Genomic DNA, 24,094 nt, shown 5'->3' on the forward strand with positions numbered 1-24,094 from the left:
TAATAACTAGTTATCTTACGTGACAACCATACTGTGGAAAAATTGAGTTACCGAATAGCATGACGCCATCATAAGATTTGTTAATGTAAATGATGCGGTTTTTATCGCTGTTACTAAAAAAAAGTTCAGAGGCGGTATTATCATCAATGTTGTCGGAGTCGTATCGAGAGGTCTTTATCGCCGTCACTTTATAGAGGTGAAAGGTTTTGTTGTAGGCTTTGTAGGTAACCTGAATGCTTCGGGAAATAATGTATCGTTCATTGTTGCGGGTTAATAAACCATCAACATTAATAAAGAGATAGTTTTGTGATGTTTCTATCGAGAGCATACCTGTTGAAATGGTATGCATATCGTTAATGTTTTGCTCAATAGAGAAGTCTGCGTCGCAGATAAAACTATCTGGTGCATGATATTTTAATACGGCCCATAAAATCACCACCGTAGAGCAGAGAAATATGATAGATAGATAAATTTTCTTATGCATTTTTCTTTTCTCTATAATAGTGACTTGTACACCTGTTTTTTTCTTCATCACATTCTGTAATGAAAATCTGGATGTTGGTTCCTAGAACACTATTTCTCTGTTTTTTATAAATGTAGAGCTTTTTCTTACTCGAACAGTCAAGCTTATCTAAGGACAAATGTCCCAACTGCTCATTATTTATCACATCATTAAACGGAAGGTTTGAAGGTATAAATATAATACAGCTTTCTTTTGTGATCTTTTTAATTCCTACCTCTTTATTGTTATTTGTGAACTTAATAATAACCGTGAGTAACAAAAAAAGAAGGGTGATTATTGTTGCTGATATTGCTATAGGGCGCAACCAAGAATCCATTTTTTCAGTTTTTTCTTGCTTTATTGGTGTAGGTGTAAAAAAAGAATTGTATTCTTGATCGCACGTAATGATGGCATCTTCAGCAATTTTAAAACCAATTCTTGGCACGGTAATGATGATGTTTTTTTGAATGCCGAGATGGTTCATATTTTTTCTTAACGTAGAGATATACTGGTTTAGATTGCTGTTAGATGCTCTAGCACCATATTTGTCAAATACGGACTGAAATATTTCCCCGCGAGAGAGAATATCACTACGGTGCTGCAGTAACTCAGTAAGTAGACGATTAGAGGTTTGCGATAGTTCGATACAATCTCCGGTAATAATATTGACCAGTGACGCATCTTCAGTATCAAAGGTGACAAATCCCTCTATATCGAACCTCATGTTAATCTCCATACTAAATCAAGTTTTTTTAGCTTGGTTAGGTTTTTAATATAAAAAACACATAAATATCAGGTAAAAATATCGTTATTATTGATTTCCTGGGCTAATCTTGCTGCCTATGCAGGCGGGAAGCATACTGGGGCTCATTTGATAACAAGGAGCTCGGCAAATGAAACTTGAATCTTATTCTTCTCATCCTTCTTTATTGTTCCAAGGACAACGTGTTCCACAGGATAATCTTAGAGTGTTGGCGGCAGCAATGAATTTAAGTAACCACATGATGGTTAGCGTGCCGGAACAGGGATTGATTCTCCGTTTATTAGAAAGAGATAGAACAGAGGGGCTGTCTACAAGGCAATTAGCCGAACTATGTGAAGTCTCGATTTATAGAGTCAGGCATTTGCTTCTTCCTTTGGAAAAAGAGGGGAGGATTGCTAGGGATAAAATGCAAAAACACCATCGGTGGTTTTTATCTGAAGAGCCTGTAGAAATTGCAAATGATTCTAACAAGGCGGTTTTTTGTTTGCAACAATGAAGGGTAACTCGGAATCATTACCTTAATATAAAAAGATCAAATAATGAAGATCTCGCAGATTTACAAGAATGTTCCTATTTTATGATTTTTGCCAAGTGACGCAATGTCGTTAGCATGTTTCAGGTACATTTAATATTGTTATTATGTGTTTTTTCTGAAATGTAAATATTAAAAGATGCCATATTTATTTTTTCATCAGCCAAGATGAGAATGCTAACTAGAATTTACAATCTTTATTCATGATTTACAGATTTCATTTGATGACTTTGATAAAAACCTAATCGAGCATTAATGTTAAAGTTGCTAAGTAAGAGCTTGTTTAACTTTTATAACATTGAGCTAATGAGAGGGATGCTTTTCTGACAAAGCATGAAAGGTGTCCCTTTTTTTATGGCAACGTGCGCAGTGAATATGACTACCGCGCACGTTGTTATGCATTTGTTCGTACTGTGGGTTACGAGCGGCCATAAGTTTAGGTGGCAGGCGTTGTGTGTGCATCAGTCAGAGATTAGCCCTCTAGGCTGTTTTTTATTTCGCATTTCAATCAATGCGGCGTAGTATCTTCACCTTGATTGTTTTCTAACCATAATTTCATATGATCCAAATATTACCGCTGTCTGAAGTTCCAGAGCACCGTGAGTTGATAACTGATTGGTTATTCAAATCTTTTGGCAGTGAAAATAGCCGAGATTTTTTTGCCAGCATTGTGCGTAGTAGCCTGCGCCCTGAAGGTTTGCCGATAACTTTTGTGGCTTTGCAAGACGATAAGCCAGTGGGGACGGTGGGATTATGGCGCTGTGATTTGATTAGCCGCCAAGACCTATTTCCATGGCTGGCCGCACTCTATATTGATGAAGGCCAGCGAGGCCGAGGATTAGGCATTCAGCTACAGCGTTACGTGGAGGACTTTAGCCGCCGAGCCGGATTTAAAGAACTTTATCTCTACGCGACCTTTGCCGATTATTACGAACGTTTTGGCTGGCAGTATATTGGCGACGGGCTGGACTATCCTGACCAGCCCGTGCGTTTGTATCGGAAAAATATCGCCCTCAGTCCCTCATCTGACTAGGCGATTTGCTGGGTGCGAATATCTAAGACAGAAGCCAATTTTTCTAACTGTGATCCCCAGTGACCCAAACCAATCGCGCAGTGATGAGCGGGGCCTCCCATCGACCAGTCACGAGTGAAGTTTCTTGCCCCTATACTGAAACGGTAACGGCTATTGGTATTGCCGATATCTAGCGTTTCTCCCGCGACAGATTCACCTTCGGCATATTGTAAAACGACGTCACCGTTGCGCTCTTCAATAACAGATAAAAATGTGACCGGCCCATTTTTTACCGACATCTGAATGGATACGCCACAGCCCGGTTTGCCATGATAAACGGGCAAAGGAACAAGCCTCACCTCGCCTTCAGCCATCAGCGGATGTGCTGGGCCGTCATGGCCCCAGAGCACAACATCATCGCTAAATTCGATGCCATACGGTTCAGAGAACGAACCGCCTGCACCGAGCAGGGAGAATATTTTCATCGCTATCACATTTTTAACTTCATATTCGCCAGCAACTGGAATTGATTTTTGGGTCAGCAGCGTATTACCCGCAATCACAGAGGTGACGATATTTTCATAGTCGTTACCGTTTTTGCCCTCATAGTAATAAGCCAGTGCGCCGAGTTGATGCCGTTCTACCAGAGAATCCAATGCGCAAGCGGTGTGGGCCGCACGCGTTACCTCAGAATCAGAACACTGATCATCAATAACGAATGCTAGCTCCATTTCAGCACGCTTATTATTCAAGGCCGCTTGAGTGGTTTCTTGTCGTAGCTGATTTAGCTCGCACATTTCTAGTGGTTTAAAGCGCACGCCTAAACGAGCAGACAGGTTGGTTAGGTTGCTGTAAACGTCATACATGCCGTCATAATAGTGCCCAAGCAGACCGACTTGAGTGTGACCTAAAGCGGTTCGTATCTGGTATGCCCTTAGCCACTCTTCTAGCTCAGACCAGACCTCTTTATCGTCATGCAGCGCGCCAACTAAAAGCTGAAAACTGATATTGGCACGGTTAAAAACGTTGGCCAGTTCCGGGGCACTACAGGCCTGACAATGCGCCAGCCATTCACCTGTTCGATGCCCTCGATCGCTCATTTCCCGAATGCGCTGATAGGGCAGACCGAGGTCAGGCTGTAATGCGAGCACGAGTACTGGTTTGCCCAGCGCCTGTACCAGAGGCAATACGGTAGCGCTGAGGGCGTAGGTGCTAATATAAAGCACAACGACATCAACGGGCTGGTGGCGAGCTGTTTTTAGCAAGGCATCAGCCGAGGAGATGGAGTCAATAAGTCCGCCGTTGCGAACGTGATGCTGGTTCATCAGCCATTGTTCAATCTCACCCACATAGCCTTCGAGACGTGATTTTAAACCATGAAACTGTGGCCAATAAGTATCAAGCCCAATCCCAAAAAGTAAAATATTCAGAGGGTTTTTCATTGTGCGATTTCCTACGAGGCCATGCCTAGGCCAACGATATTGGCCGCTAAAATAATGATCAGGCAGCCAATGCACAGTACGCTGACCGGTTTTTTGCTGTTGCATTTCCACTCTTTGAGCAACAGGCCAACAATTCCGCCGCACAATACGTAGAAGCTCATGTGCAGCATCCAGCTCATATAGTCGTATTGGGCTGGAATTTTGGCGTGTCCCCATGCATAGAAGAAGAACTGTAGATACCACATGAGACCGGCCAACATGGAGAACAGCACATTGGTGATGATAAGTTTACGTGGCAATGAGAAATCGTTTTTGACCGAGATATTTTTGAGCGTAGCAAGGCGAATGAAGCAGTAACCGAGGTTGATAACGGCTCCGCCACCCATAATGATCACGTAGCTCGGCAATGCGACATAAAGAGAGTCGATTCCCAACGCAGCTGCGGCTTCATGCATTGGCTTAGCGGCATCCATGGCAAACGACATACCCGCAGAAAAAATTCCGCACATGACGGCGAGAATCAGGCCTTTTTTCAGATTGAACTCTTCAGCGCGGATCCCTAAGGCTCTTTCTTTGAGTAACCCCGCATAGCTGACCGTTGCTACCCCAATAAGAGCAACTAACACGCCCAACAGCGTCATTCTTCCACCGGGAGTTCCAAATAGAACGTCAACGCGGCCTTGAATAATCGGCGTCATTAAGGTGCCAATAATGAGCGTAATACCGATGGCAATGCCGATCCCCATCGACATGCCGAGGTAGCGCATTGTTAGGCCGTAGTTGATATTGCCGATGCCCCACATGGCGCCAAATAGAAATACCGGAAGCAGCACCGAGAAGCTAAACGATCCGTAATAAGCCCAAAAGTTAGGCAGAAGGATGTAGCTCACTAACCAAGGCAAAACCAGCCACGATACAAATCCGCCGATGGACCACATGGTTTCCCACGACCAACTTTTTACCTGTTTAAACGGCGCATAAAAGCATGCTGCACTGGCCGCGCCAACCAGATGCCAGATGATTCCCAAAACAATAGAGTCGTTCATTGGTCCTATCCTTTTTGTTATTGGTGAGAAGCGGCAATGGGGTGCATCAGTGTGTAGGGCGCCACTTCTTTGACGATAGGAGTCTAAATAGTGTGCAGATTTCACACCTTCGGATAGCTGCCGCACAAGGTGTAGGGATGGCAGAATTTAGCAGGTTGGGCCGATGGCGATCACAAAAGCATTTAAAAGCAGGAGGTTATTGCGATGTGTATGACAGCCAATGGAAATTGCAGCATATTGAAGGAATACTATGAAATATAAGAACTTTCTTATGAGAATAAAATTCCTTAATCAAAATTAGCTTTTAGCTAATAAGCTATTTATGATTGCCAACGTATACCTATCATGCTCCAAACTGCATTTTTATTGGCTGTGTTCACACACTCTAATCGCTGATGAAGCTCTTTAATGCAATTCGAATTATGCTGGGTACAATCTATTTTTTGGTGCGTCGGAGGCCATTAGGTATACTCTATGGCTAACCTGTCGAGGGATGAGAAACGCGATGTCTGATTTGGAAGTGCAACTGCGTAATTCGCTAGCGGCTTTAGATGATCTTAAAGAAAGCTTTGAGCAACAGCGTCTCGTATGGCAACAAGAATGCGAAGGAATACGCATGCAGCTCGAACAGGCGCGTCAGCGCGAAGCTGCTCTCCTGCTTAAGAATGAACAGCTGACACGCAAGCTGGTTGAAATGGGCTCTTTGCCAGAAAATAATCCGCTGTTAAAGCAGTTCAAGATGGTTGGAGCGCATATTGAGGCTTTAGCTCAGGAGGCGACTGCATTTAATAATTATATTTCTTCGGTGTCGGCGCCAGAGACCCACTAAGGGAAAACCTGACTGACGTGATACCCAAGCCGCTCATGATGAGCGGCTTTTTACTCTATATCCCGCCCAAAATGCTGCAACGCGTATGCCCTTCGTCTATGGTTAATTGTGGTTGAGAGCAATTTCTATTGGTCAGAATACGTTTAACTCTGTTACATATTCACATTGCTAATAGGGACAAATTGGATATTAATAGACACATTATTACGACCGTTTTTTAGTCAGTCGGTACTGCCGTCTGATGTATTCATTAAGAAGGTGTTTATGGAAGGTATCAGTATTACCAAATTGTTGGTGATTGCGGTTCTGGTTATTCTGCTGTTCGGTACAAACAAACTGCGCACTCTGGGCGGTGACCTAGGTGCCGCGCTGAAAGGCTTTAAGAAAGCGATGAATGACGACACAGCTAAACCAAGTGCGGATGCCGATAGCGCCGCACCTCGCGTTGACCATAAAGACTAATTCGGTTTTTCAGCGTCTGCTGAGTGACCAATAAAAAAACCGTAGAGAGTGAGCCCTCTACGGTTTTTTCTATTCTGTTTACCAAGTATTGAGATTGCAGTGAGTCTCGCCGATACCTCAGAATCTTGGCTGTCAGCCCGTTCTCTTGTAAAAAAATATTTCTACGGAAACAGACTTAACTTTACTTAACTTCAATGCCCTTGGCTTGCAAATCAGCATGGTAAGAAGAGCGCACGAACGGACCACAGGCCGCATGGGTAAAGCCCATCGCCATCGCTTCGGCCTTCATCTCTTCAAACTCGTCAGGACTAACATAGCGCTGCACCGGCAGATGATGGCGGCTTGGCTGTAAATACTGGCCTAGCGTTAACATCGTTACGCCATGCGCACGCAGGTCGCGCATTACTTCAATGATTTCCGCATTGGTTTCACCCAAGCCCACCATCAGACCCGATTTGGTTGGGATCTCTGGGTGTGCAGCCTTAAAGTTTTCCAGCAGTTTCAGCGACCAGTTATAGTCTGCGCCTGGGCGCACTTGGCGATAGATACGTGGTACGTTTTCAAGGTTATGGTTGAATACGTCCGGCGGCGTTTCCGTCAGGATATCTAGCGCACGTTCCATACGACCACGGAAATCAGGCACCAGCGTTTCAATGCGGATGGTAGGATTTTTGGCGCGGATGGCACGAATACAATCGGCAAAATGTTGAGCACCGCCGTCGCGCAGATCGTCGCGGTCAACGGAGGTAATCACCACGTAACGCAGGCCCATATCGGCAATGGTTTGTGCCAGTTTTTCGGGTTCATTCGCGTCTGGCGTTACCGGGCGCCCGTGTGCCACGTCGCAGAATGGGCAGCGACGGGTACAAATAGCGCCGAGGATCATAAAGGTTGCCGTACCGTGGTTAAAACATTCTGCCAAGTTAGGGCAGGAAGCTTCTTCACAGACCGAGTGCAGGCCATTTTTACGCATGGCGGCTTTAATGCCTTGAATGCGACTGGAATCCGCAGGGAGCTTGATTTTCATCCACTCAGGTTTGCGCAGCAGCTGCTCTCTTTCGACGGCCACGGTTTTTACCGGGATCAGGGCCATTTTGTCTGCGTCACGGTATTTGACGCCGCGTTCCATCAGAATTGGTTTACTCATAATCTTGCGGGTTCCAGTTGCTTGACTCGACTGATTGATAGCCAAGTATTTGAATAAATTGCTCGACCAGTACCGGCTGTACATCTTCAAGCGTAACGCCGGGGTTGAGTGCGCTGATCTGTGTCATTTGCATACCGGCATAACCACAGGGGTTAATTCGGCTAAACGGGTCGAGATCCATGGTGGTGTTCAGTGCAAGCCCGTGGAACGAACAGCCTCTACGGATGCGTAGTCCCAGCGAGCAAATTTTTTGTTCTCCAACGTAAACGCCGGGGGCGTCAGCTCTGGCATGAGCATCAATATCGAATTTCCCCAAGGTGTTAACCACGGTTTGTTCAATGGCCGTCACCAGTTGGCGTACGCCGAATTTATTACGTTTTAAGTCGACAAGAACATACATGACCTGCTGGCCGGGACCGTGATAGGTGACTTGCCCTCCGCGATCGCTTTGGATCACGGGAATATCCCCCGCGGCTAATACGTGCTCGGCTTTGCCTGCTTGGCCTTGGGTAAATACCGGATGATGCTGAACCAACCAAAGCTCGTCGGGCGTGCTCTCCGTACGCTGGTCGGTAAAGGTGTGCATAGCTTGTGATACGGGAACATAGGGTTGCAACCCCAGTTGACGCAGTATGATCTTGTCTTGTTGCAAACGAGTCATCATCCGGTTACAGAATTGGTAAAGCCATTATACCGAGATGAACCCTCAGCGACCAGTGCTGATCATCCAAAAAAGAGCGGCCCGATAGGGCATTTGTGCCATATCGGGCCGTTTTTCCTTCATACTTGAAGTTACATCTGTGTTGACTGCGTTCGTTCACCCGAATCACTTACCTGTGTAAGCTCATCGGGATTCGCTCTCTTGTCGCCTTGATGTAACTCCAATTATTTAGGATAAATAAAGGGGATAATTCGTTAAAGAACTGTAATTACAATACCATACGGACGATTTCGATTTTGCCCAGTTCTTCGTACAGCGTTTCTACCTGCTCAATATGGGTCGCATTAATGGTGATGGCGACAGAGTGATAGTTACCTTTGCTGCTTGGTTTAACCTGCGGCTGATAGTCGCCGGGTGCATGGCGCTGCACCACTTCGACCACCTGATCGACCAGCTCAGGCTGCGCTAAACCCATGACTCTATAGGTAAAAGAGCATGGAAAATCGAGCAGTTCATTCAGTTTAGTTTTCATGTTGCGCTCCAGCGTGTTACTTCAATCTATAAATTATAACTCCCGCCGAAGCGGGAGTTATTGTTATTCATTATATGGGGATGGTTTTTCCCCATTTCAAGAGGCCGGATTAGCCGAACCAGTGATGGAACATCAGTTTGATGTGATCGACCATACGGCTGAAGAAACCACCTTCTTGAACTTCATTCAGAACCACTAATGGGCGCTGCTCGATGGTTTTACCATCCAGTTGGAAGTTAATGGTACCTACCACCTGATTTTTAGCTAAAGGCGCATCAAGTTCGGTTGAGTTCAGCGTGTAGCTTGCTTTCAGATCTTTCATGCGACCACGAGGGATGGTCAGGTAAACATCTTTATCAACGCCCAACTGTGCACGATCGGTATCGCCGAACCATACTGGCTCAGAGGCGAACTCGCGGCCTGCTTTCAGCGGAGAAACGGTTTCAAAGAAACGGAAGCCCCAGGTCAGCAGTTTTTTGCTTTCGCTTTCACGGCCTTTGCTGGTGTGTCCACCTAATACCGCAGAGATCAGACGCATCTGACCTTCGGTGGCGGAAGCCACTAAGTTGAAGCCAGCAGATTCAGTATGACCGGTTTTGATGCCGTCAACGTTCATGCTGGTATCCCACAGCAGGCCGTTGCGGTTCATCTGGCGAATGTTGTTAAAGGTGAATTCTTTCTCTTTGTAGATAGAGTATTCATTTGGTACATCGCGGATCAGCGCCTGACCAATCAGTGCCATATCGCGCGCGGAGCTGTACTGACCATCGGCATCCAAACCGTGAACGGTCTGGAAGTGGGTGTTCTGAAGACCTAACGCTTTCACGTAGTTGTTCATCAGGCCCACAAAGGCGTCTTGGCTACCGGCAACGTAATCAGCCATCGCGACGCAGGCATCGTTACCAGATTGCAGGTTGATACCACGGATCAGCAAGGAAACCGGTACGCGGTCGCCTGGTTTCAAGAACATCAGCGATGAGCCTTTGAAAACAGGGTTGCCGGTTGCCCAAGCATCTTGACCCACGGTCACAACGTCCTGCTCGGTAAATTTACCGGCTTTCATTGCCTGACCGATAACGTAGCTGGTCATCATTTTTGTCAGGCTAGCAGGGTTACGGCGTGCATCGGCGTTAGATTCAGCCAGAACTTTGCCTGAGTTGTAGTCAATCAGAATATAGGCTTCCGCATCGATCTGCGGCACGCCTGGGATCATAGTCTTAAGGTTGACGTCATCAGCATGGGCAACATTGATCATGCCAATGGCGAGAAGGCTGCTGAGCGCAATGCGTTTCATCGAACGGGAAGTGAGATTGTATTTCATGATAAGGACTACAACATCCGTGAATTAAGTGAAAAAAACGAGCCACACTATAACAGAAGCCGATTTATGGTTCATGCCCGAACGGGCACCAATCAGGACTCTTTACATAAGCAATGTGTGACTAATTATTGCATAGCCCGCCGTTTTGGCGGGCATTTGAGCTTACTGTGCGCTAGCAATGAACGACTGTTGCTGTGCTTCGCTGGCTAAACGTTGCTGAAGTGCCGCGGCTTCTTGGCGACTTGCGAACGGCCCTAATTGCACGCGGAACATGGCGCCGTTGGGTGATACCTTACCCGGCACACCAAACTGCTGGCTTAATTTTTGCTGCCATTGCTGGGCGCGACCACCGTCGCTTACCGCACCTACCTGCACCACAAATTTACCATTAGCAGATGCCGCCGGCGCTGAAGATGCTACCGGTGCCGCAACGGCCGCAGGGGCTGAAACAGGTGCTGGCGCGGCAACGGGTTCACTGCCTTCTAACACGCCGGTGCGCAATGGCTGTGGAGCGCCAAGGAAGCCACTGGCGTTGCTGGCTGGCGCAGAAACCGGCATATCACCGTCTGATCCTAGCGCTGCTGGCGTTGGGTTTGCTACAGGGCGCACCGCAACCGGCGTATCCGAAGGCGATGGGCTTATTGATACCTGCGTTGTTTCTTGGCCGATAGTTGGACGTGAAGGCAGCGCATAGCTCTGTTTGGCGATCGTGGTACCAATCGTACCAGGGCCAGACATCGTGCCGTCTGGCGCAACGTTGATGAAGTCGATGCGCACTTTAGTGTTATTCGAAATGTTTAAGCGATCGGCGGCGGCGCGTGAAAGATCAATCACCTTACCGGAAGTGTAGGGGCCGCGATCGTTCAAACGCACCACGAGGCGACGTCCGTTAGCCAGGTTGGTAACGCGCACATAGCTTGGCAGAGGCAGCGTGGCGTGCGCAGCGGTCATTGCATTAGGATCAAACTGTTCGCCAATAGCGGTCATATTGCCGCCGTTTTCTTCACCATAGGACGTTGCATAGCCTACCTGTGAGAAGTTTGACGGATCCTGCACGACTTTGTATTTCGTACCGTTAACGCTGTAATCCTGGCTGGTTGCAGGATTAAAGGGTTCGTAGCGTGGTTCTGCACCGCTAATTTCTTCTACCGGGCCGTTATACGCAGGCTGCTGAGGAGCCGGGGTCTCGGTGGTTGTGGTGTTGGTACAGCCCGCCAAAAACAGACTGAGTAAACCAGCACTAAGCCATGATTTATGCGCCATTCGCATCGCGACCTCTATAGGTTCTTAGATAACATTTTTCTGTGAGTATGGATCGACATAACGATACCAAACCCGGCCATGAGAACGATCAGGGCGGAACCGCCATAGCTGACCAGTGGCAAAGGTACGCCAACCACGGGCAAAATTCCACTGACCATACCGATATTCACAAAAACATAAACGAATAAAATCAACATTAAACCGCCAACCATCACGCGGCCAAAGGTGGTCTGCGCTTTGGCGGCAATCATCAGCCCACGCATGATGGTGAGCAGATACAGCCCAAGCAGCACCAAAACACCCACTAAGCCCAGTTCTTCCGCCAGTACGGCAAAGATAAAGTCGGTGTGGCGCTCAGGTAGGAACTCAAGCTGCGACTGGGTGCCGTGCAGCCAGCCTTTGCCACCAAAACCGCCGGAGCCAATCGCAATTTTAGACTGAATAATATGGTATCCCGCACCCAGCGGGTCACTCTCAGGATCCAGCAGCATCATAACGCGAGCCTGCTGATAATCGTGCATCAGGAAGAACCACAAGATGGGAATAAATGCGGCAACCAGCACCACGGCGACCAAAATCAACCGCCAGCTTAGCCCCGCAAGGAATAAGATAAATAATCCTGAAGCGGCAACCAGAATCGAGGTGCCGAGGTCTGGCTGTGCGGCGACCAGCAGCGTTGGCATGAAGATTAAGATTAAGGCAATGCCGGTATTCTTTAGCGATGGCGGGCAGACGTCACGGTTGATAAAACGCGCCACCATCAACGGCACCGCAATTTTGGCAATCTCAGAAGGCTGGAAACGGACAAAGCCCAAATCTAACCAGCGCTGCGCGCCTTTACTGATCTGACCGAAAGCATCAACCAGAATCAGCAAAATAACGCAGAACACGTAAAGATAGGGCGCCCAACTTTCATACACGCGCGGGGGGATCTGGGCCATGACCAACATGACGCACAGCCCCATGAAAATCTGACCGATTTTACGTTCCATCATGCCAACGTCTTGGCCGCTGGCGCTCCACATCACGAAGGCGCTATAGGCCAAGATCGAGAGAATGCAGAGCAAAAAGGGCAGATCGATATGCATCTTTGCCCAGATAGAACGTTTCTGTTGGTTTTCTGTCATGATTAACCTGTATGCCTCATCAGTCGCCTTCAACGCCCGGAGGCGGCGCGTTTTCACTTGGGAGCGTCGTATTGTTATCGCCTAACATGATGTGGTCGAGGATCTGACGCACGATAGTCCCGACGGCCGGCCCTGCGCCACCATTCTCAAGAATGATGGCTACTGATACCTGCGGGTTGTCGTACGGCGCAAACGCCGTCATCAGTTTATGATCGCGCAAGTGCTCGGCTAAGGTGTGGGCGTTGTAGGTCTCATATCCAAAGACCTGCGCGGTACCTGATTTAGCGGCAATCTTGTACGGTGCATTGGCGAAATACTTATGTGCCGTTCCGTTGGCGCGATTGGCGACGCCATACATTCCATCTTTGGCTATTTCCCAATAACCGGAATGTATATCACCAATCTGTACTGCATCCTGCTGTTTGTACGGTACCAATTGTCCGTTGATACGCGTGCTGTTCAGCAGGTGAGGAACTTTCATATTCCCGTCGTTGATCAGCGTGTTTAACGCTTTGGACATTTGGATTGGCGTTGCCGTCCAATAGCCCTGACCGATGCCGACAGGAATGGTATCACCCTGATACCACGGTTTTTTATAACGTTTTTGCTTCCATTCGCGCGTTGGCATCAGGCCTGAACGCTCTTCTGACAGATCGATACCGGTGTATTGTCCGTAGCCGAATTTGCTCAGCCACTCAGACAGACGGTCGATGCCCATATCGTAGGCAACCTGATAGAAGAAGGTATCCGCAGATTCTTCTAGCGCTTTGGTGACATTCAGACGGCCATGGCCCCATTTTTTCCAGTCACGGAAGCGTTTCTCTGAGCCAGGTAGCTGCCACCAGCCGGGATCGAACAGGCTGTAGTTTTTGGTAATGACGCCTGCGCTAAGCGCTGAAACGGCGATATACGGCTTAACGGTTGAGGCCGGCGGATAGAGGCCTTGCGTGGCACGGTTTATCAGCGGGCGGTTTGGATCATTCAGTAAACGCTGATATTCCTTGCTGGATATTCCGTCCACGAACAGGTTTGGGTCGTAGCTTGGGTTTGACACCATCGCCAGAATCCCACCTGTGCGAGGATCGCTGACGACCACGGCGGCGCGGCTACCGGCAAGCAGCTGTTCAAGGTAACGTTGCAGATTCAGATCCAGCGTCAGATAAATATCTTTACCCGCCTGCGGTGGCTGTTCGTGCAATTGGCGGATCACGCGCCCACGGTTGTTAACTTCAACTTCTTCATAGCCCGTTTTGCCATGTAAAACGTCTTCGTAATAGCGTTCAATGCCTAGTTTTCCGATGTCATGGGTTGCAGCGTAGTTGGCCAGCTTGCCATCTTTATCTAAACGTTCGACATCTTTGTCATTGATTTTAGATACGTAGCCGATTACGTGGGTGAGGGCTGAGCCATAAGGGTAGAAGCGGCGCTGGTAGCCTTTGACTTCAAATCCAGGGAAGCGGAATTGGTTGACGGCAAAGCGCGCAACCTGAACTTCATTAAGCGCTGTTTTCACCGGTATTGAGGTAAAACGACGCGAGCGTTTGCGCTCTTTCTGGAAGTTATCGAGATCCTCGTCGGTAAGATCGACGATAGAACGTAAAGCATCAAGTTCTGCCTTCAAGTCATCGACTTTCTCTGGCATCACTTCAAGCTGATAAATTGTGCGGTTAAACGCAAGAGGAGTGCCGTTTCGGTCATAGATCATGCCGCGGCTAGGTGCAATCGGCACCAGTTTGATTCGGTTCTCGTTGGAACGGGTTTTATAATCTTCAAAGCGCAGGATCTGAAGATGGTACAGATTAAAGACCAAGACGCCAGACAGAATCAATATGCCGAGAAATGCAACGAGAGCACGGCGTATAAACAGGGCGGACTCTGCTGAATAATCACGAAAAGGGTTGCGGTCTATTTTCATTCCATTCCGTCGTGTTCTGGGTGATTGCTTGGATAAATAAGAGAGCTCAACGGCGAAGCCAGTGGCTAGCGCCGTTGATACTGGCTATTCACGATGATACGGATGGTTCGTCGTGATGCTCCATGCGCGATACAGGCTTTCTGCAACCAGAACGCGCACCAGTGGATGCGGCATCGTCAGCGTGGATAGCGACCAACTTTGCTCGGCAGCAGCCTTACATGCCGGTGCTAATCCCTCAGGACCGCCGATGAGAAGGCTAACATCACGTCCATCTTGCTTCCAGCGTTCTAGCTGCGAAGCAAGCTCTGGCGTATCCCACGGTTTTCCAGGAATATCGAGCGTGACGATACGATTACCTTTACCCACGGCGGCTAACATCATCTCGCCTTCTTTTTCCAGAATGCGTTTGATGTCGGCATTTTTACCGCGTTTCCCTGCCGGAACTTCAATCAGTTCGAACGGCATATCCTTAGGAAAACGTTTGAGGTAGTCGGTAAATCCCGTTTGTACCCAGTCTGGCATTTTGGTACCCACGGCGACCAGTTGCAGCTTCACCGATTAACTCCAGAGCTTTTCCAGTTCGTACAGGCGACGACTTTCTTCCTGTAAAACGTGAACAATCACGTCGCCCAGATCGACCACGATCCACTCGGCGCCGTTTTCGCCTTCGATACGCGGAGGCAATAGGCCAGCCATACGCGCTTCTTGTACTACGTGAGTAGCAATAGAGTGCACATGGCGGCTAGAAGTACCGGTGCATACGATCATGCAGTCAGTGATGCTTGATTTGCCAGCGACATCAATAGCGACGATATCCTGAGCCTTCAAATCATCAATTTTATCAATAATAAATTCTTGGAGCGCTTTACCTTGCAAAGGTTCCCCCTCGGGTTGGAGCTAGTATTGCTCGGAATAACGTTTTCAAATCAAATCGTTTATTCGGGCAATCAAATCTTTAAAGTTAGAACCATGGCATATCACATAACGAAATGGATTCGGCTGTGATATCGGTTCTGCGAAAATAGGCCGCGGAGTATAACACGCGACCAGAGCTAACGGTACAGCCCCTGTAATTCGATATAGCGTTGAACCGCACGCGGGAGAAGGTCATCACAGCTGATGCCTTGATGACGACGCTGGCGAATATCAGTAGCTGATATAGCAAGTAGAGGCGTATCAGCGAGATAGATACAGCCATGGGGTTGCTGACTGAGTTGTGCAGCACCATAAACGCGATGTTGCTCGAGCCAGTTTTGCAGCTCAGGCGTATCTAGACGATCGGAATATCCCGGACGCGCACATACCAGCAAGTGGCAGTAATGCAGGATCTCTTCCCAACGATGCCATTTATGCAGCGTCAACAACGAGTCTTGGCCGATGATAAAGGCCAACGGTGCCGCCGCACCTCGCTCTTGGCGAACTTCAATCAACGTATCAATGGTGTAGGAGGGCGTAGTGCGGTGCAGCTCCCGTTCATCAACCGAAAATAGCGGATTGCCAGCGATAGCCAGCTCAACCATCGCTAGACGTTGCTGCGCATTGGCCTCTGGCTGAGGACGATGCGGAGGAACATGGTTGGGCAATAGAGTGACATTCTGCAGGCCAACTTCCTGCGCCATCGCGGTGACCGGCTTAAGATGCCCATAATGAATGGGATCAAAAGTACCGCCAAAGAGCGCGGTTAAGCGATGTTTAGCGGCAGCCTGAAGGTGTTCATTCGGCATTAAGCATGCTCTCCGGCAACGATTTTCCGCAAAGCAGCAGCGTCAGTGACTCCAGTTCACTCCACACGGATTGACCGTAGTCTTGTTTGAGAACGACTTCAATGTGTGACAGCAATGCGACGGCCTGATGAAGCTGATGAAGACTAAGAAGCTGTAACGCCTGAGTCATCGCTGGTCTACGGTTCTGCCAAACTTTGTGCTGATCAAACAGATTGCGCAGTGGGGTATGGCTCATCTGGCTTTTTAGCGTCATTAGCAACAAAACTTCGCGTTGAACGGTACGCAGCAAGATCACAGGCTCCATGTCTTCTTGGCGTAGCTGCTGCAAAATATGCCATGCACGTTTGCTTTTACCAGCAAGAATGGCATCTACCCAGTGGAACGGTGAAAAATGGGCCGCATCACTAACGGCTTCCTCAACGCGAGGTAGCGTTAATTTTCCGTCTGGATAGAGTAATGAAAGACGTTCTAAAGCCTGAGATAACGCCAACAAATTGCCTTCATAGCAGTAGCAAATCAGCTGGTTGGCTGCTTCGTCTAACTGCAAATTCATCTGTTTGGCTCGGGTGGCAACCCAGCGCGGAAGCTGGGCTTGCTCTGGCGTTTGGCAACTAACCATAACCGCATTTTGACTCAGAGTTTTAAACCATCCGGCATTTTCTTGTGCTTTGGTTGGTTTATTACCCCGGATAATCAACAGCAGATCGGGATGCAGCAAGGTAGACAGCTTTGTCAGCTGTTCTCCGATTGCGGCATTAGCGCCGTTTTCGGGCAACGTCAGAGAGATAATTTGGCGGCTGGCAAACAGGCTCATCGCCTGAGAAAGGCTAAAGATACTTTCCCAATCGGTATGAGCATCGAGTGCAAAGGTGAAGTATTCAGTAAAACCATGCTCTTGAGCCTGTTGGCGAATAAGATCAAGGCTTTCCTGTAAAAGCAACGGCTCGTTGCCCATAACTAAATAACAAGCGCGCAGCCCCTCACGGAGCTGCGCGGCAAGTTGCTCAGGATAAACGCGAGTCATTGTGCGCTAATACTGCCTGTAGATTTAATCGCGGTGGTTGGCACAGTGGTATCAGTGCTGACTGAATTAAAGTCATTGGCACTTTGCACCTTTGGCGCAGCCACTTCAGCATTCATGCGATTGTCGTTGTTTTGCAACTCGGCTGCATGAACAGAAAGCAGTTTACGAACCAGCTGCTGTGCCGCCTGATCGCGCATTTCCTGACGGATCATATCCTGCTCGGCATCTTTTGCCAGTGCAGTTAATGGGTTGTCGAAGAACGAACGATAAACACGTACGGTCAATGGATAGAGATCGTGTCCACGTACCAATACCTGCGCGTTGACACTCAGCACCATCTGATATTCAGCCGTTTTACCATCTTTAAAGATTGACACGGTTTCTTTGGACTCACCGCCGCCAACAATACGCAGTGATGGCAGCTTATCCGAACCATCGGCCGCTTTTGCCGCCGTCGCAGAGTTATCCACGATGCTGGTGCTGCTAGCAGAGCCCGTCGTTTTCGAGTCGTCAGCTTTAGGATCGACGATAGTAATACCGCTTAGACGGAGCTGTTCACGAATAGAACGTGACAGTGGGCCATACGGGTCGCTAGTGTCAAACGTGATTTTCTGGAATTCGGTTGGCACCGACGTGTTGCCACGCAGATGGAAACCACAACCGGCGGTAAGAACCGCCAGCCCCAGAACAGCAACTTTTAACAACGACGTCATAGTACGATGTCGCACAATTCCTCCTCGGCTCAACCTACAACTAGGTTCAGCAGTTTACCCGGAACGTAAATCACTTTACGAATGGTCACGCCGTCGAGATATTTAGCGACCTGAGCTTCTTGACCTGCAAGTTCGCGAACCTGCTGTTCAGTGGCATCAGCCGCAACGGTTACCTTGCCACGGACTTTACCATTAACCTGAACCACGATCAGCTTAGAATCTTCTACCATCGCTTTTTCGTCGGCTTGTGGCCACGGAGCAACGTCGATATCGCCTTCGCCGCCCAACGCCGTCCACATTTCGAAGCTGGCGTGCGGGGTGAACGGATACAGCATACGAACCACGGCCAGCAGAGCTTCCTGCATCAGCGCACGGTCTTGCTCGCTCTCTTGTGGAGCACGAGCCAGCTTGTTCATCAGTTCCATAATTGCCGCGATAGCGGTGTTAAAGGTCTGACGACGGCCAATATCATCGCTGACTTTAGCAATGGTTTTGTGCAGATCGCGACGCAGCGCTTTTTGATCTTCGTTCAGGTTGGCAACGTTCAGTTCAGCGCATGCGCCTTTTTGGGCATGTTCGTAAACCAGTTTCCAAACACGTTTCAGGAAGCGGTTCGCACCTTCAACGCCTGATTCCTGCCATTCCAGCGTCATTTCAGCCGGAGAAGCAAACATCATGAACAGACGAACGGTATCTGCGCCGTAACGCTCAACCATGACCTGAGGGTCGATGCCGTTATTTTTAGACTTGGACATTTTGCTCATGCCAGTATAAATAACTTCACGGCCTTCGTTATCAACGGCTTTGGTGATGCGACCTTTTTCATCGCGCTCAACGGTGACGTCAACAGGAGAAACCCAGTTGCGCTCGCCATTTACGCCGGTGTAGTAGAAGGCATCAGCCAGAACCATACCCTGACACAGCAGACGTTTAGCTGGCTCATCAGAGCTGACCAAACCGGCATCGCGCATCAGTTTATGGAAGAAGCGGAAGTACATCAGATGCATGATGGCATGTTCGATACCACCCACATACTGATCAACCGGCAGCCAGTAGTTAGCGGCGTCTGGGTTCAGCATGCCTTCATTGTACTGAGGGCAGGTGTAGCGTGCGTAATACCATGAAGATTCCATAAAGGTATCAAAGGTATCGGTTTCACGCAGCGCTGGCTGGCCGTTAACGGTGGTTTTTGCCCAGTTAGGATCGGCTTTGATTGGGCTTGTGATCCCATCCATCACCACATCTTCAGGCAAAATAACCGGCAATTGATCTTCCGGCGTTGGAATGACGCTGCCGTCTTCCAGAGTGACCATTGGGATTGGTGCGCCCCAGTAACGCTGACGAGAAACACCCCAGTCGCGCAGACGATAGTTTACTTTACGCTCACCAACGCCTTTCTCGACCAGCTTGTCAGCGATGGCGTTAAAGCCAGCTTCGTGGCTCAAACCATCAAATTCACCGGAATTGAACAGCGCGCCTTTATCGGTCATGGCTTCTGCATGAACGTCAGGCTCGCTACCGTCTAGATTCAGGATAACGGGCTTAATCTGCAAACCGTATTTGGTGGCGAATTCCCAGTCACGCTGATCGTGAGCAGGAACGGCCATCACGGCGCCGGTGCCGTATTCCATCAGAACGAAGTTTGCTACCCAAACCGGCAGTTTTTCGCCAGTCAGTGGGTGAATGGCAAACAGGCCAGTGGCCATGCCTTTTTTCTCCATGGTTGCCATTTCTGCTTCGGCAACTTTGGTATTACGGCACTCGTCGATGAATTGAACCAATTCAGGGTTGTTAATCGCGCCAAGCTGAGCCAGAGGATGACCCGCAGCGACGGCAACGTAGGTCGCACCCATGAAGGTGTCTGGACGCGTAGTATAAACGGTCACTTTCTCATCGCTGTCTGCAACGTCGAAAGTAATTTCGACGCCTTCAGAACGGCCGATCCAGTTACGCTGCATGGTTTTGACCTGCTCAGGCCAGTTTTCCAGCGTATCCAGATCGTTTAGCAGTTGGTCTGCATAAGCGGTGATTTTGATGAACCACTGAGGGATTTCTTTACGTTCAACTTTGGTGTCGCAACGCCAGCAGCATCCGTCAATAACCTGTTCGTTAGCCAGTACGGTCTGGTCATTCGGGCACCAGTTAACAGCGGAGGTTTTCTTATAAACCATGCCTTTTTCGTACAGCTTAGTGAAGAACCACTGTTCCCAACGATAGTAATCAGGATCGCAGGTCGCGATTTCGCGGCTCCAATCGTAGCCGAAGCCCAGCAGTTTAAGCTGGTTCTTCATGTATTCGATGTTGTCGTAAGTCCATGGAGCGGGTGCTGTTTTATTCTTAACCGCAGCGCCTTCTGCTGGCAAACCGAATGCATCCCAACCGATTGGTTGGAGAACGTTTTTACCCAGCATGCGTTGGTAACGGGAAATCACATCACCGATGGTGTAGTTACGCACGTGACCCATGTGGAGTCGGCCGGATGGGTACGGGAGCATAGAGAGGCAGTAATATTTCTCTTTACTTGCATCTTCGGTAACCTGGAAGGTTTTCTTTTCATCCCAATGGCGCTGGACGTGTGATTCTATGTCCTCTGGACGATATTGCTCTTGCATGGCAGCTGGGGGTCCTGTTGGTTAAAAACAGCAATACCTCTTATCTATCGGGGGCAGCGCTGTTGGCTGTTACCGAAAGACGTTGGGTATACGACTGTGATCTTTTAAAAAACGTTTTTTTATGAAGTTTGGCTTTAGTACCGATCGCCATAGAATAGCCGATAAGCGCGGCGTGCAACAACCAAGAAGCGTCAACAAGAGGGCAATTCTTTGTGATTAAGGACAAAAGCGTTGCGTTGCGATGTCGATCACAGCCTAAAGATCGTAGAGACTCAGGTATTTACGTCTAAAATGATTGTAGGTTAGGTTAAGGGTACGAATCAGATCACATTCACGTCACGCGGAGGTTTGGTATGAACAAGGTTGCTCAGTATTACCGTCAATGGGTCGCGGCATTAACCGAACGATTGAAAAACGGCGAGCGTGACATTGATGCGCTGATTGAGAGCGCTGAAAAGCACTTAAACAAAGCTGAAGATCTCACGCATGATGAAGTAGAACAGATTAAGCTTGCTGTGCGGCGCGATCTGGAAGAGTTCGCCCGCAGCTACCAAGAAAGCAAAGATGAGCTAACCGATAGCGTATTTATGCGCGTCATCAAAGAGAGCCTATGGCAGGAACTCGTCGATATTACCGACAAAACTCAGCTCGAATGGCGTGAGGTTTTCAAAGACGTCAGCCATCATGGCGTTTATCACAGCGGGGAAGTGGTCGGGCTGGGACATCTCGTCTGCGAAAAATGCCACTACACGCTTGATTTCTATACCCCTGAAGTTTTGCCGCTGTGCCCAAAATGCGGCCATGACCAGTTCCACCGTAAGCCGTTCCAGCCTTAGGTTTTAAGTTATGGCGCCCTAGTTCATGGCGCCATAGCTAGCAGCTGCAGTCGTACTTCTTTCGCGAGTGAGAGTATCCTGCTGTTTGGCTTTGTATACGCATCGCGCAGCAATAAGCAATAGATGAAATGCTCGGGGGAAAATATGTGTGATTGGTTTATAATAAACAGTAATAAGGATATCAGTCGCATTGACCTATCAATTATCTCTGTATTATGCATACCATAAAAAACATTGTGCTAATTTATATGGCATCGCTGGTGCTTTTTCTTTCACCCATTGTTTCATGCTGTCTTCGTCTTGAACTCTTACAGGACCACTAAATAGTGAAATATAATTTGTTGTAAGTAGATCCCCATTATAAATAAGCAATGGCTCATAAGATTCCCATGTCTCCGCATAAATAATAGACCAGTTATCCTCTTTAAAAGAGCTTTTCGCATTGCCTATTCTTATTTCTAAGTTCAGTATATCCAAATAGTGGCTTAAAATTTTTGTCATTTGAGGGTTATAGTATGGATATCATATTAGTTAATTGAATTTATTTAGTATCTTATCCATTAAATTAAACCATTGGATTTTACCCCCCCAAAACAACCAGCTCCATGTTACTATTGTTGAAATGTATTTATTGTCAAGGGTATGGGTTGTGCAATTTAATATAAAAATAAAAACAATTAAGGCGATGTAAAACATGACACCCATTGGAAATGATATTAGGACCATTCCAAATGTCATGATACTTATCAGTTCACTTATGTCATGATTTGAATGTAATACAGGCAATCGATTTAAAGAGAAAATTAAAATTGCAAAAGATAAGACGACCCACAATAATCTAATTAAAGTAATCCACCATTTCTTCATTATAAGATACCTTTGTACAAGTAATTTATTAGCTTTTTGAAATTATTTCCATTACATTTGTTTTTACATGTTTCAAATGCATCATCTGACCAGTCTTGACAATTTTTTGTTAGCCCAAGTTTCACCGGAAATAGCCAGTCAGGCAACACTGTATAAAACGGTCTTGGCCCTTTAAATTTCTCTTTCAAACAATTTTCGATGCAGTTATTATCGGGCTCGAGTGTATCGCACCGACCAGCACCATTTTTACTATCCTGACTCGCTTTTCCTGGTCCAAATATTCCATCCGAAGACCGTTTTCCCCGTTGATCCTGTCCCCCACAAATATATCCATTTTTTCCATCTGGAACGCAAAGATATTGATGGTATAAGGGGGTACCCCAAATATCTGGGCCACTTTTTTCACCCTCTCCTCCGATAGAATGTAATGGTTTTATACACTTGAGTGTTTCTAAACCCAATGGGTCTATATTTATTATCGGATTAAGTGGATATATATACCCATTCCACCCACCACCTAACCCAATCGGATCCTGAGTAATATACTGTCCTATTTTTGGAACGTAATTGGCGTATTCTTAATCTAAGTATTCACTCTACACAAACCTCAGGTGATTTAGCTCCAATATTTGTTATAAAATAATGTGTCAAATCAATTTCACCAACAAAAAAAGGTTCATACCATCTCCCTGTCCTGGTATTTCTCCATATTTACACCACACATTTTGTATATTTTTGTTATTCTCTGATACGATTTTCGCCACCTGTTTTATGGCCTTTAGTGTCAATGTTTTTTTAAACCTTTTTCCACCGTCGTGTGTTAAAGTAAAATAAGAAAAAAAATAGTTATCTTCTACGTTTGTATATATTGATATATCCATCGCTGTGTTTGGGAAAAAATCCGGGAGCCATGTAAAAACTCCATCACCTTTTGGTATTGCCATGTAGTTAATGTAATGTTTACTTACGAGATCTTCATCTTTGTGTAAATAAAGATACGTAATTACACATAGAAAAACAACGATCATAATAGAAGAAAAAAATGCCATCATTTTTGATATATTATTTGAGATAGTCAGCATCTTGTAAATCCTTTATCGTTTTCTTATGCCCTGGATTAATATAATTAATACATCTATCTGAACAATCCTGTGTTGATGGGCATGTCAACCCATGTTCATTTACAGCTAGGTCTTTTTTGTTATCTTCAATCATATCAGAGTGGGATAATTTTTCTCTTCTACCGTACATACCAAACAGATTTAATCCGTAATCTCTAATCTCTTTTTCATAACCCAGTTCTTTCGCTGCTCGACTAACACCAACATTATTTAACTTAGACACTCGACAAAATGCCATACAATGGAAAAATTGATCAGTATCGCCTAAATTTAATCTCTTAATATCATCATAAATATTAGATAATATATCCCATGCTTTTTGATGGTTTAGTTGTTCTTTTCTTCGTATTAACGCTACATCTGCGGGACTTAACCCAAATGGATCAATACCATGCACTGGGTTCAGCGGATACGCATAAAAATTCCATCCCCCCCTCAACCCAATCGGATCCTGAGTAATATACCGGCCTATCATCGGGTCGTAATAGCGATGGCGGTTGTAGTGCAGGCCGGATTCTTCATCGTATTGCTGACCTTGCATTCAGATTGGTTGGTGCCGATTTCCCCATTCATCAAACTCTGCATACCATGCTATTCCTCCGTCAACGTCGAGTTCTGGCAGTGACTGTTCCCGATAGCCGCA

At 47.2% G+C, this 24,094-nt stretch carries 23 protein-coding genes and 3 pseudogenes; 5 read left to right on the forward strand and 21 right to left on the reverse strand.

Annotated features, from left to right (window positions below):
- Positions 1–10 precede the first annotated feature (10 nt).
- Both AB3Y96_RS05950 and AB3Y96_RS05955 read right to left on the reverse strand, forming a co-directional pair.
- Positions 11–484: a hypothetical protein gene (locus tag AB3Y96_RS05950; RefSeq protein WP_168780296.1), complete on the reverse strand. Its 474-nt coding sequence runs from the start codon at positions 482–484 to the stop codon at positions 11–13.
- Entirely contained in the window at positions 477–1,226 is a 750-nt protein-coding gene (locus AB3Y96_RS05955; protein ID WP_072308977.1) for a helix-turn-helix domain-containing protein, read from the reverse strand. Before AB3Y96_RS05955 ends, AB3Y96_RS05950 begins: the two co-directional genes overlap by 8 nt.
- Positions 1,227–1,395: 169 nt before the next feature.
- Between AB3Y96_RS05955 and AB3Y96_RS05960 the strand changes: the two genes are divergently transcribed.
- The gene (locus AB3Y96_RS05960; protein ID WP_072308978.1) at positions 1,396–1,761 is read left to right on the forward strand and encodes a FaeA/PapI family transcriptional regulator; all 366 of its coding nucleotides are present in this window, start codon (positions 1,396–1,398) and stop codon (positions 1,759–1,761) included.
- Positions 1,762–2,356: 595 nt separating this feature from the next.
- Positions 2,357–2,830: a GNAT family N-acetyltransferase gene (locus AB3Y96_RS05965; protein ID WP_367298730.1), complete on the forward strand. Its 474-nt coding sequence runs from the start codon at positions 2,357–2,359 to the stop codon at positions 2,828–2,830.
- Here AB3Y96_RS05965 and AB3Y96_RS05970 read toward each other — a convergent pair.
- Positions 2,827–4,251 carry an arabinose isomerase gene (locus tag AB3Y96_RS05970; protein WP_072308980.1) on the reverse strand — a complete coding sequence of 475 codons (1,425 nt, stop codon included), beginning with the start codon at positions 4,249–4,251 and terminating at the stop codon, positions 2,827–2,829. The two genes, AB3Y96_RS05965 and AB3Y96_RS05970, sit on opposite strands and share 4 nt — an antisense overlap.
- Positions 4,252–4,262: 11 nt before the next feature.
- Positions 4,263–5,297, reverse strand: coding sequence for an L-rhamnose/proton symporter RhaT (gene rhaT / locus AB3Y96_RS05975; protein ID WP_072308981.1), 1,035 nt, complete (start codon positions 5,295–5,297; stop codon positions 4,263–4,265).
- Between the two features lie 505 nt (positions 5,298–5,802).
- Between rhaT and AB3Y96_RS05980 the strand changes: the two genes are divergently transcribed.
- Positions 5,803–6,126 (forward strand): hypothetical protein, encoded by a 324-nt coding sequence (locus AB3Y96_RS05980; RefSeq protein ID WP_025800639.1) that lies wholly within the window; start codon positions 5,803–5,805, stop codon positions 6,124–6,126.
- 264 nt (positions 6,127–6,390) lie between these two features.
- Positions 6,391–6,588, forward strand: coding sequence for a twin-arginine translocase subunit TatE (gene tatE, locus AB3Y96_RS05985; RefSeq protein ID WP_025800642.1), 198 nt, complete (start codon positions 6,391–6,393; stop codon positions 6,586–6,588).
- 181 nt (positions 6,589–6,769) lie between these two features.
- Here the strand turns inward: tatE and lipA are convergent, their stop codons facing one another.
- From lipA to leuS, 13 genes are all read right to left on the reverse strand, one after another.
- Positions 6,770–7,735, reverse strand: a complete 966-nt coding sequence (gene lipA / locus AB3Y96_RS05990; protein WP_139130937.1) for a lipoyl synthase — start codon at positions 7,733–7,735, stop codon at positions 6,770–6,772.
- On the reverse strand, positions 7,728–8,399 hold the full coding sequence (lipB, locus tag AB3Y96_RS05995; RefSeq protein ID WP_367298731.1) for a lipoyl(octanoyl) transferase LipB: 672 nt from the start codon (positions 8,397–8,399) through the stop codon (positions 7,728–7,730). Before lipB ends, lipA begins: the two co-directional genes overlap by 8 nt.
- Before the next feature lie 265 nt (positions 8,400–8,664).
- Positions 8,665–8,928 carry a DUF493 family protein YbeD gene (gene ybeD / locus AB3Y96_RS06000; protein ID WP_025800645.1) on the reverse strand — a complete coding sequence of 88 codons (264 nt, stop codon included), beginning with the start codon at positions 8,926–8,928 and terminating at the stop codon, positions 8,665–8,667.
- 109 nt (positions 8,929–9,037) lie between these two features.
- Positions 9,038–10,249 (reverse strand): D-alanyl-D-alanine carboxypeptidase DacA, encoded by a 1,212-nt coding sequence (dacA, locus tag AB3Y96_RS06005; RefSeq protein WP_072308983.1) that lies wholly within the window; start codon positions 10,247–10,249, stop codon positions 9,038–9,040.
- Positions 10,250–10,411: 162 nt separating this feature from the next.
- Positions 10,412–11,518, reverse strand: coding sequence for an endolytic peptidoglycan transglycosylase RlpA (rlpA, locus tag AB3Y96_RS06010; RefSeq protein WP_072308984.1), 1,107 nt, complete (start codon positions 11,516–11,518; stop codon positions 10,412–10,414).
- 8 nt (positions 11,519–11,526) lie between these two features.
- Positions 11,527–12,639 carry a peptidoglycan glycosyltransferase MrdB gene (gene mrdB, locus AB3Y96_RS06015; RefSeq protein ID WP_072308985.1) on the reverse strand — a complete coding sequence of 371 codons (1,113 nt, stop codon included), beginning with the start codon at positions 12,637–12,639 and terminating at the stop codon, positions 11,527–11,529.
- Between the two features lie 19 nt (positions 12,640–12,658).
- A complete protein-coding gene (gene mrdA, locus AB3Y96_RS06020; protein ID WP_046458571.1) occupies positions 12,659–14,554 on the reverse strand; it encodes a peptidoglycan DD-transpeptidase MrdA in 1,896 nt (631 codons plus the stop codon).
- Positions 14,555–14,638: 84 nt separating this feature from the next.
- A complete protein-coding gene (rlmH, locus tag AB3Y96_RS06025; RefSeq protein WP_004096425.1) occupies positions 14,639–15,109 on the reverse strand; it encodes a 23S rRNA (pseudouridine(1915)-N(3))-methyltransferase RlmH in 471 nt (156 codons plus the stop codon).
- 3 nt (positions 15,110–15,112) lie between these two features.
- Positions 15,113–15,430 (reverse strand): ribosome silencing factor, encoded by a 318-nt coding sequence (gene rsfS, locus AB3Y96_RS06030; protein ID WP_025800650.1) that lies wholly within the window; start codon positions 15,428–15,430, stop codon positions 15,113–15,115.
- A 176-nt stretch (positions 15,431–15,606) separates the two neighbouring features.
- Positions 15,607–16,278, reverse strand: a complete 672-nt coding sequence (gene nadD, locus AB3Y96_RS06035) for a nicotinate-nucleotide adenylyltransferase (protein WP_072308986.1) — start codon at positions 16,276–16,278, stop codon at positions 15,607–15,609.
- The gene (gene holA, locus AB3Y96_RS06040; protein ID WP_072308987.1) at positions 16,268–17,302 is read right to left on the reverse strand and encodes a DNA polymerase III subunit delta; all 1,035 of its coding nucleotides are present in this window, start codon (positions 17,300–17,302) and stop codon (positions 16,268–16,270) included. Before holA ends, nadD begins: the two co-directional genes overlap by 11 nt.
- Entirely contained in the window at positions 17,299–18,030 is a 732-nt protein-coding gene (gene lptE / locus AB3Y96_RS06045; protein ID WP_072308988.1) for an LPS assembly lipoprotein LptE, read from the reverse strand. The genes holA and lptE overlap by 4 nt, the downstream gene beginning before the upstream one ends.
- Before the next feature lie 14 nt (positions 18,031–18,044).
- On the reverse strand, positions 18,045–20,627 hold the full coding sequence (gene leuS / locus AB3Y96_RS06050; protein WP_367298732.1) for a leucine--tRNA ligase: 2,583 nt from the start codon (positions 20,625–20,627) through the stop codon (positions 18,045–18,047).
- Between the two features lie 353 nt (positions 20,628–20,980).
- Here leuS and AB3Y96_RS06055 point away from each other — a divergent pair, with 353 nt between their 5' ends.
- Complete coding sequence (locus AB3Y96_RS06055; RefSeq protein WP_367298733.1) at positions 20,981–21,463, forward strand: zinc ribbon-containing protein; 483 nt, start codon at positions 20,981–20,983, stop codon at positions 21,461–21,463.
- 213 nt (positions 21,464–21,676) lie between these two features.
- Here the strand turns inward: AB3Y96_RS06055 and AB3Y96_RS06060 are convergent, their stop codons facing one another.
- The 4 genes and pseudogenes from AB3Y96_RS06060 to AB3Y96_RS06075 all read right to left on the reverse strand — a co-directional run.
- Positions 21,677–21,964, reverse strand: a complete 288-nt coding sequence (locus AB3Y96_RS06060) for a hypothetical protein (RefSeq protein WP_367298734.1) — start codon at positions 21,962–21,964, stop codon at positions 21,677–21,679.
- A 365-nt stretch (positions 21,965–22,329) separates the two neighbouring features.
- A pseudogene (locus AB3Y96_RS06065) lies at positions 22,330–22,887 on the reverse strand (RHS repeat-associated core domain-containing protein); the annotation flags it as partial.
- 279 nt (positions 22,888–23,166) lie between these two features.
- Positions 23,167–23,412: pseudogene (locus tag AB3Y96_RS06070) on the reverse strand (hypothetical protein); the annotation flags it as partial.
- Positions 23,393–24,055 (reverse strand): annotated as a pseudogene (locus AB3Y96_RS06075) (RHS repeat-associated core domain-containing protein); the annotation flags it as partial. The pseudogenes AB3Y96_RS06070 and AB3Y96_RS06075, both read right to left, overlap by 20 nt.
- Positions 24,056–24,094 lie beyond the last annotated feature (39 nt).

It is taken from the genome of Hafnia alvei, assembly GCF_964063325.1.
In the GTDB taxonomy this organism is placed as follows: Bacteria; Pseudomonadota; Gammaproteobacteria; order Enterobacterales; family Enterobacteriaceae; genus Hafnia; species Hafnia alvei_B.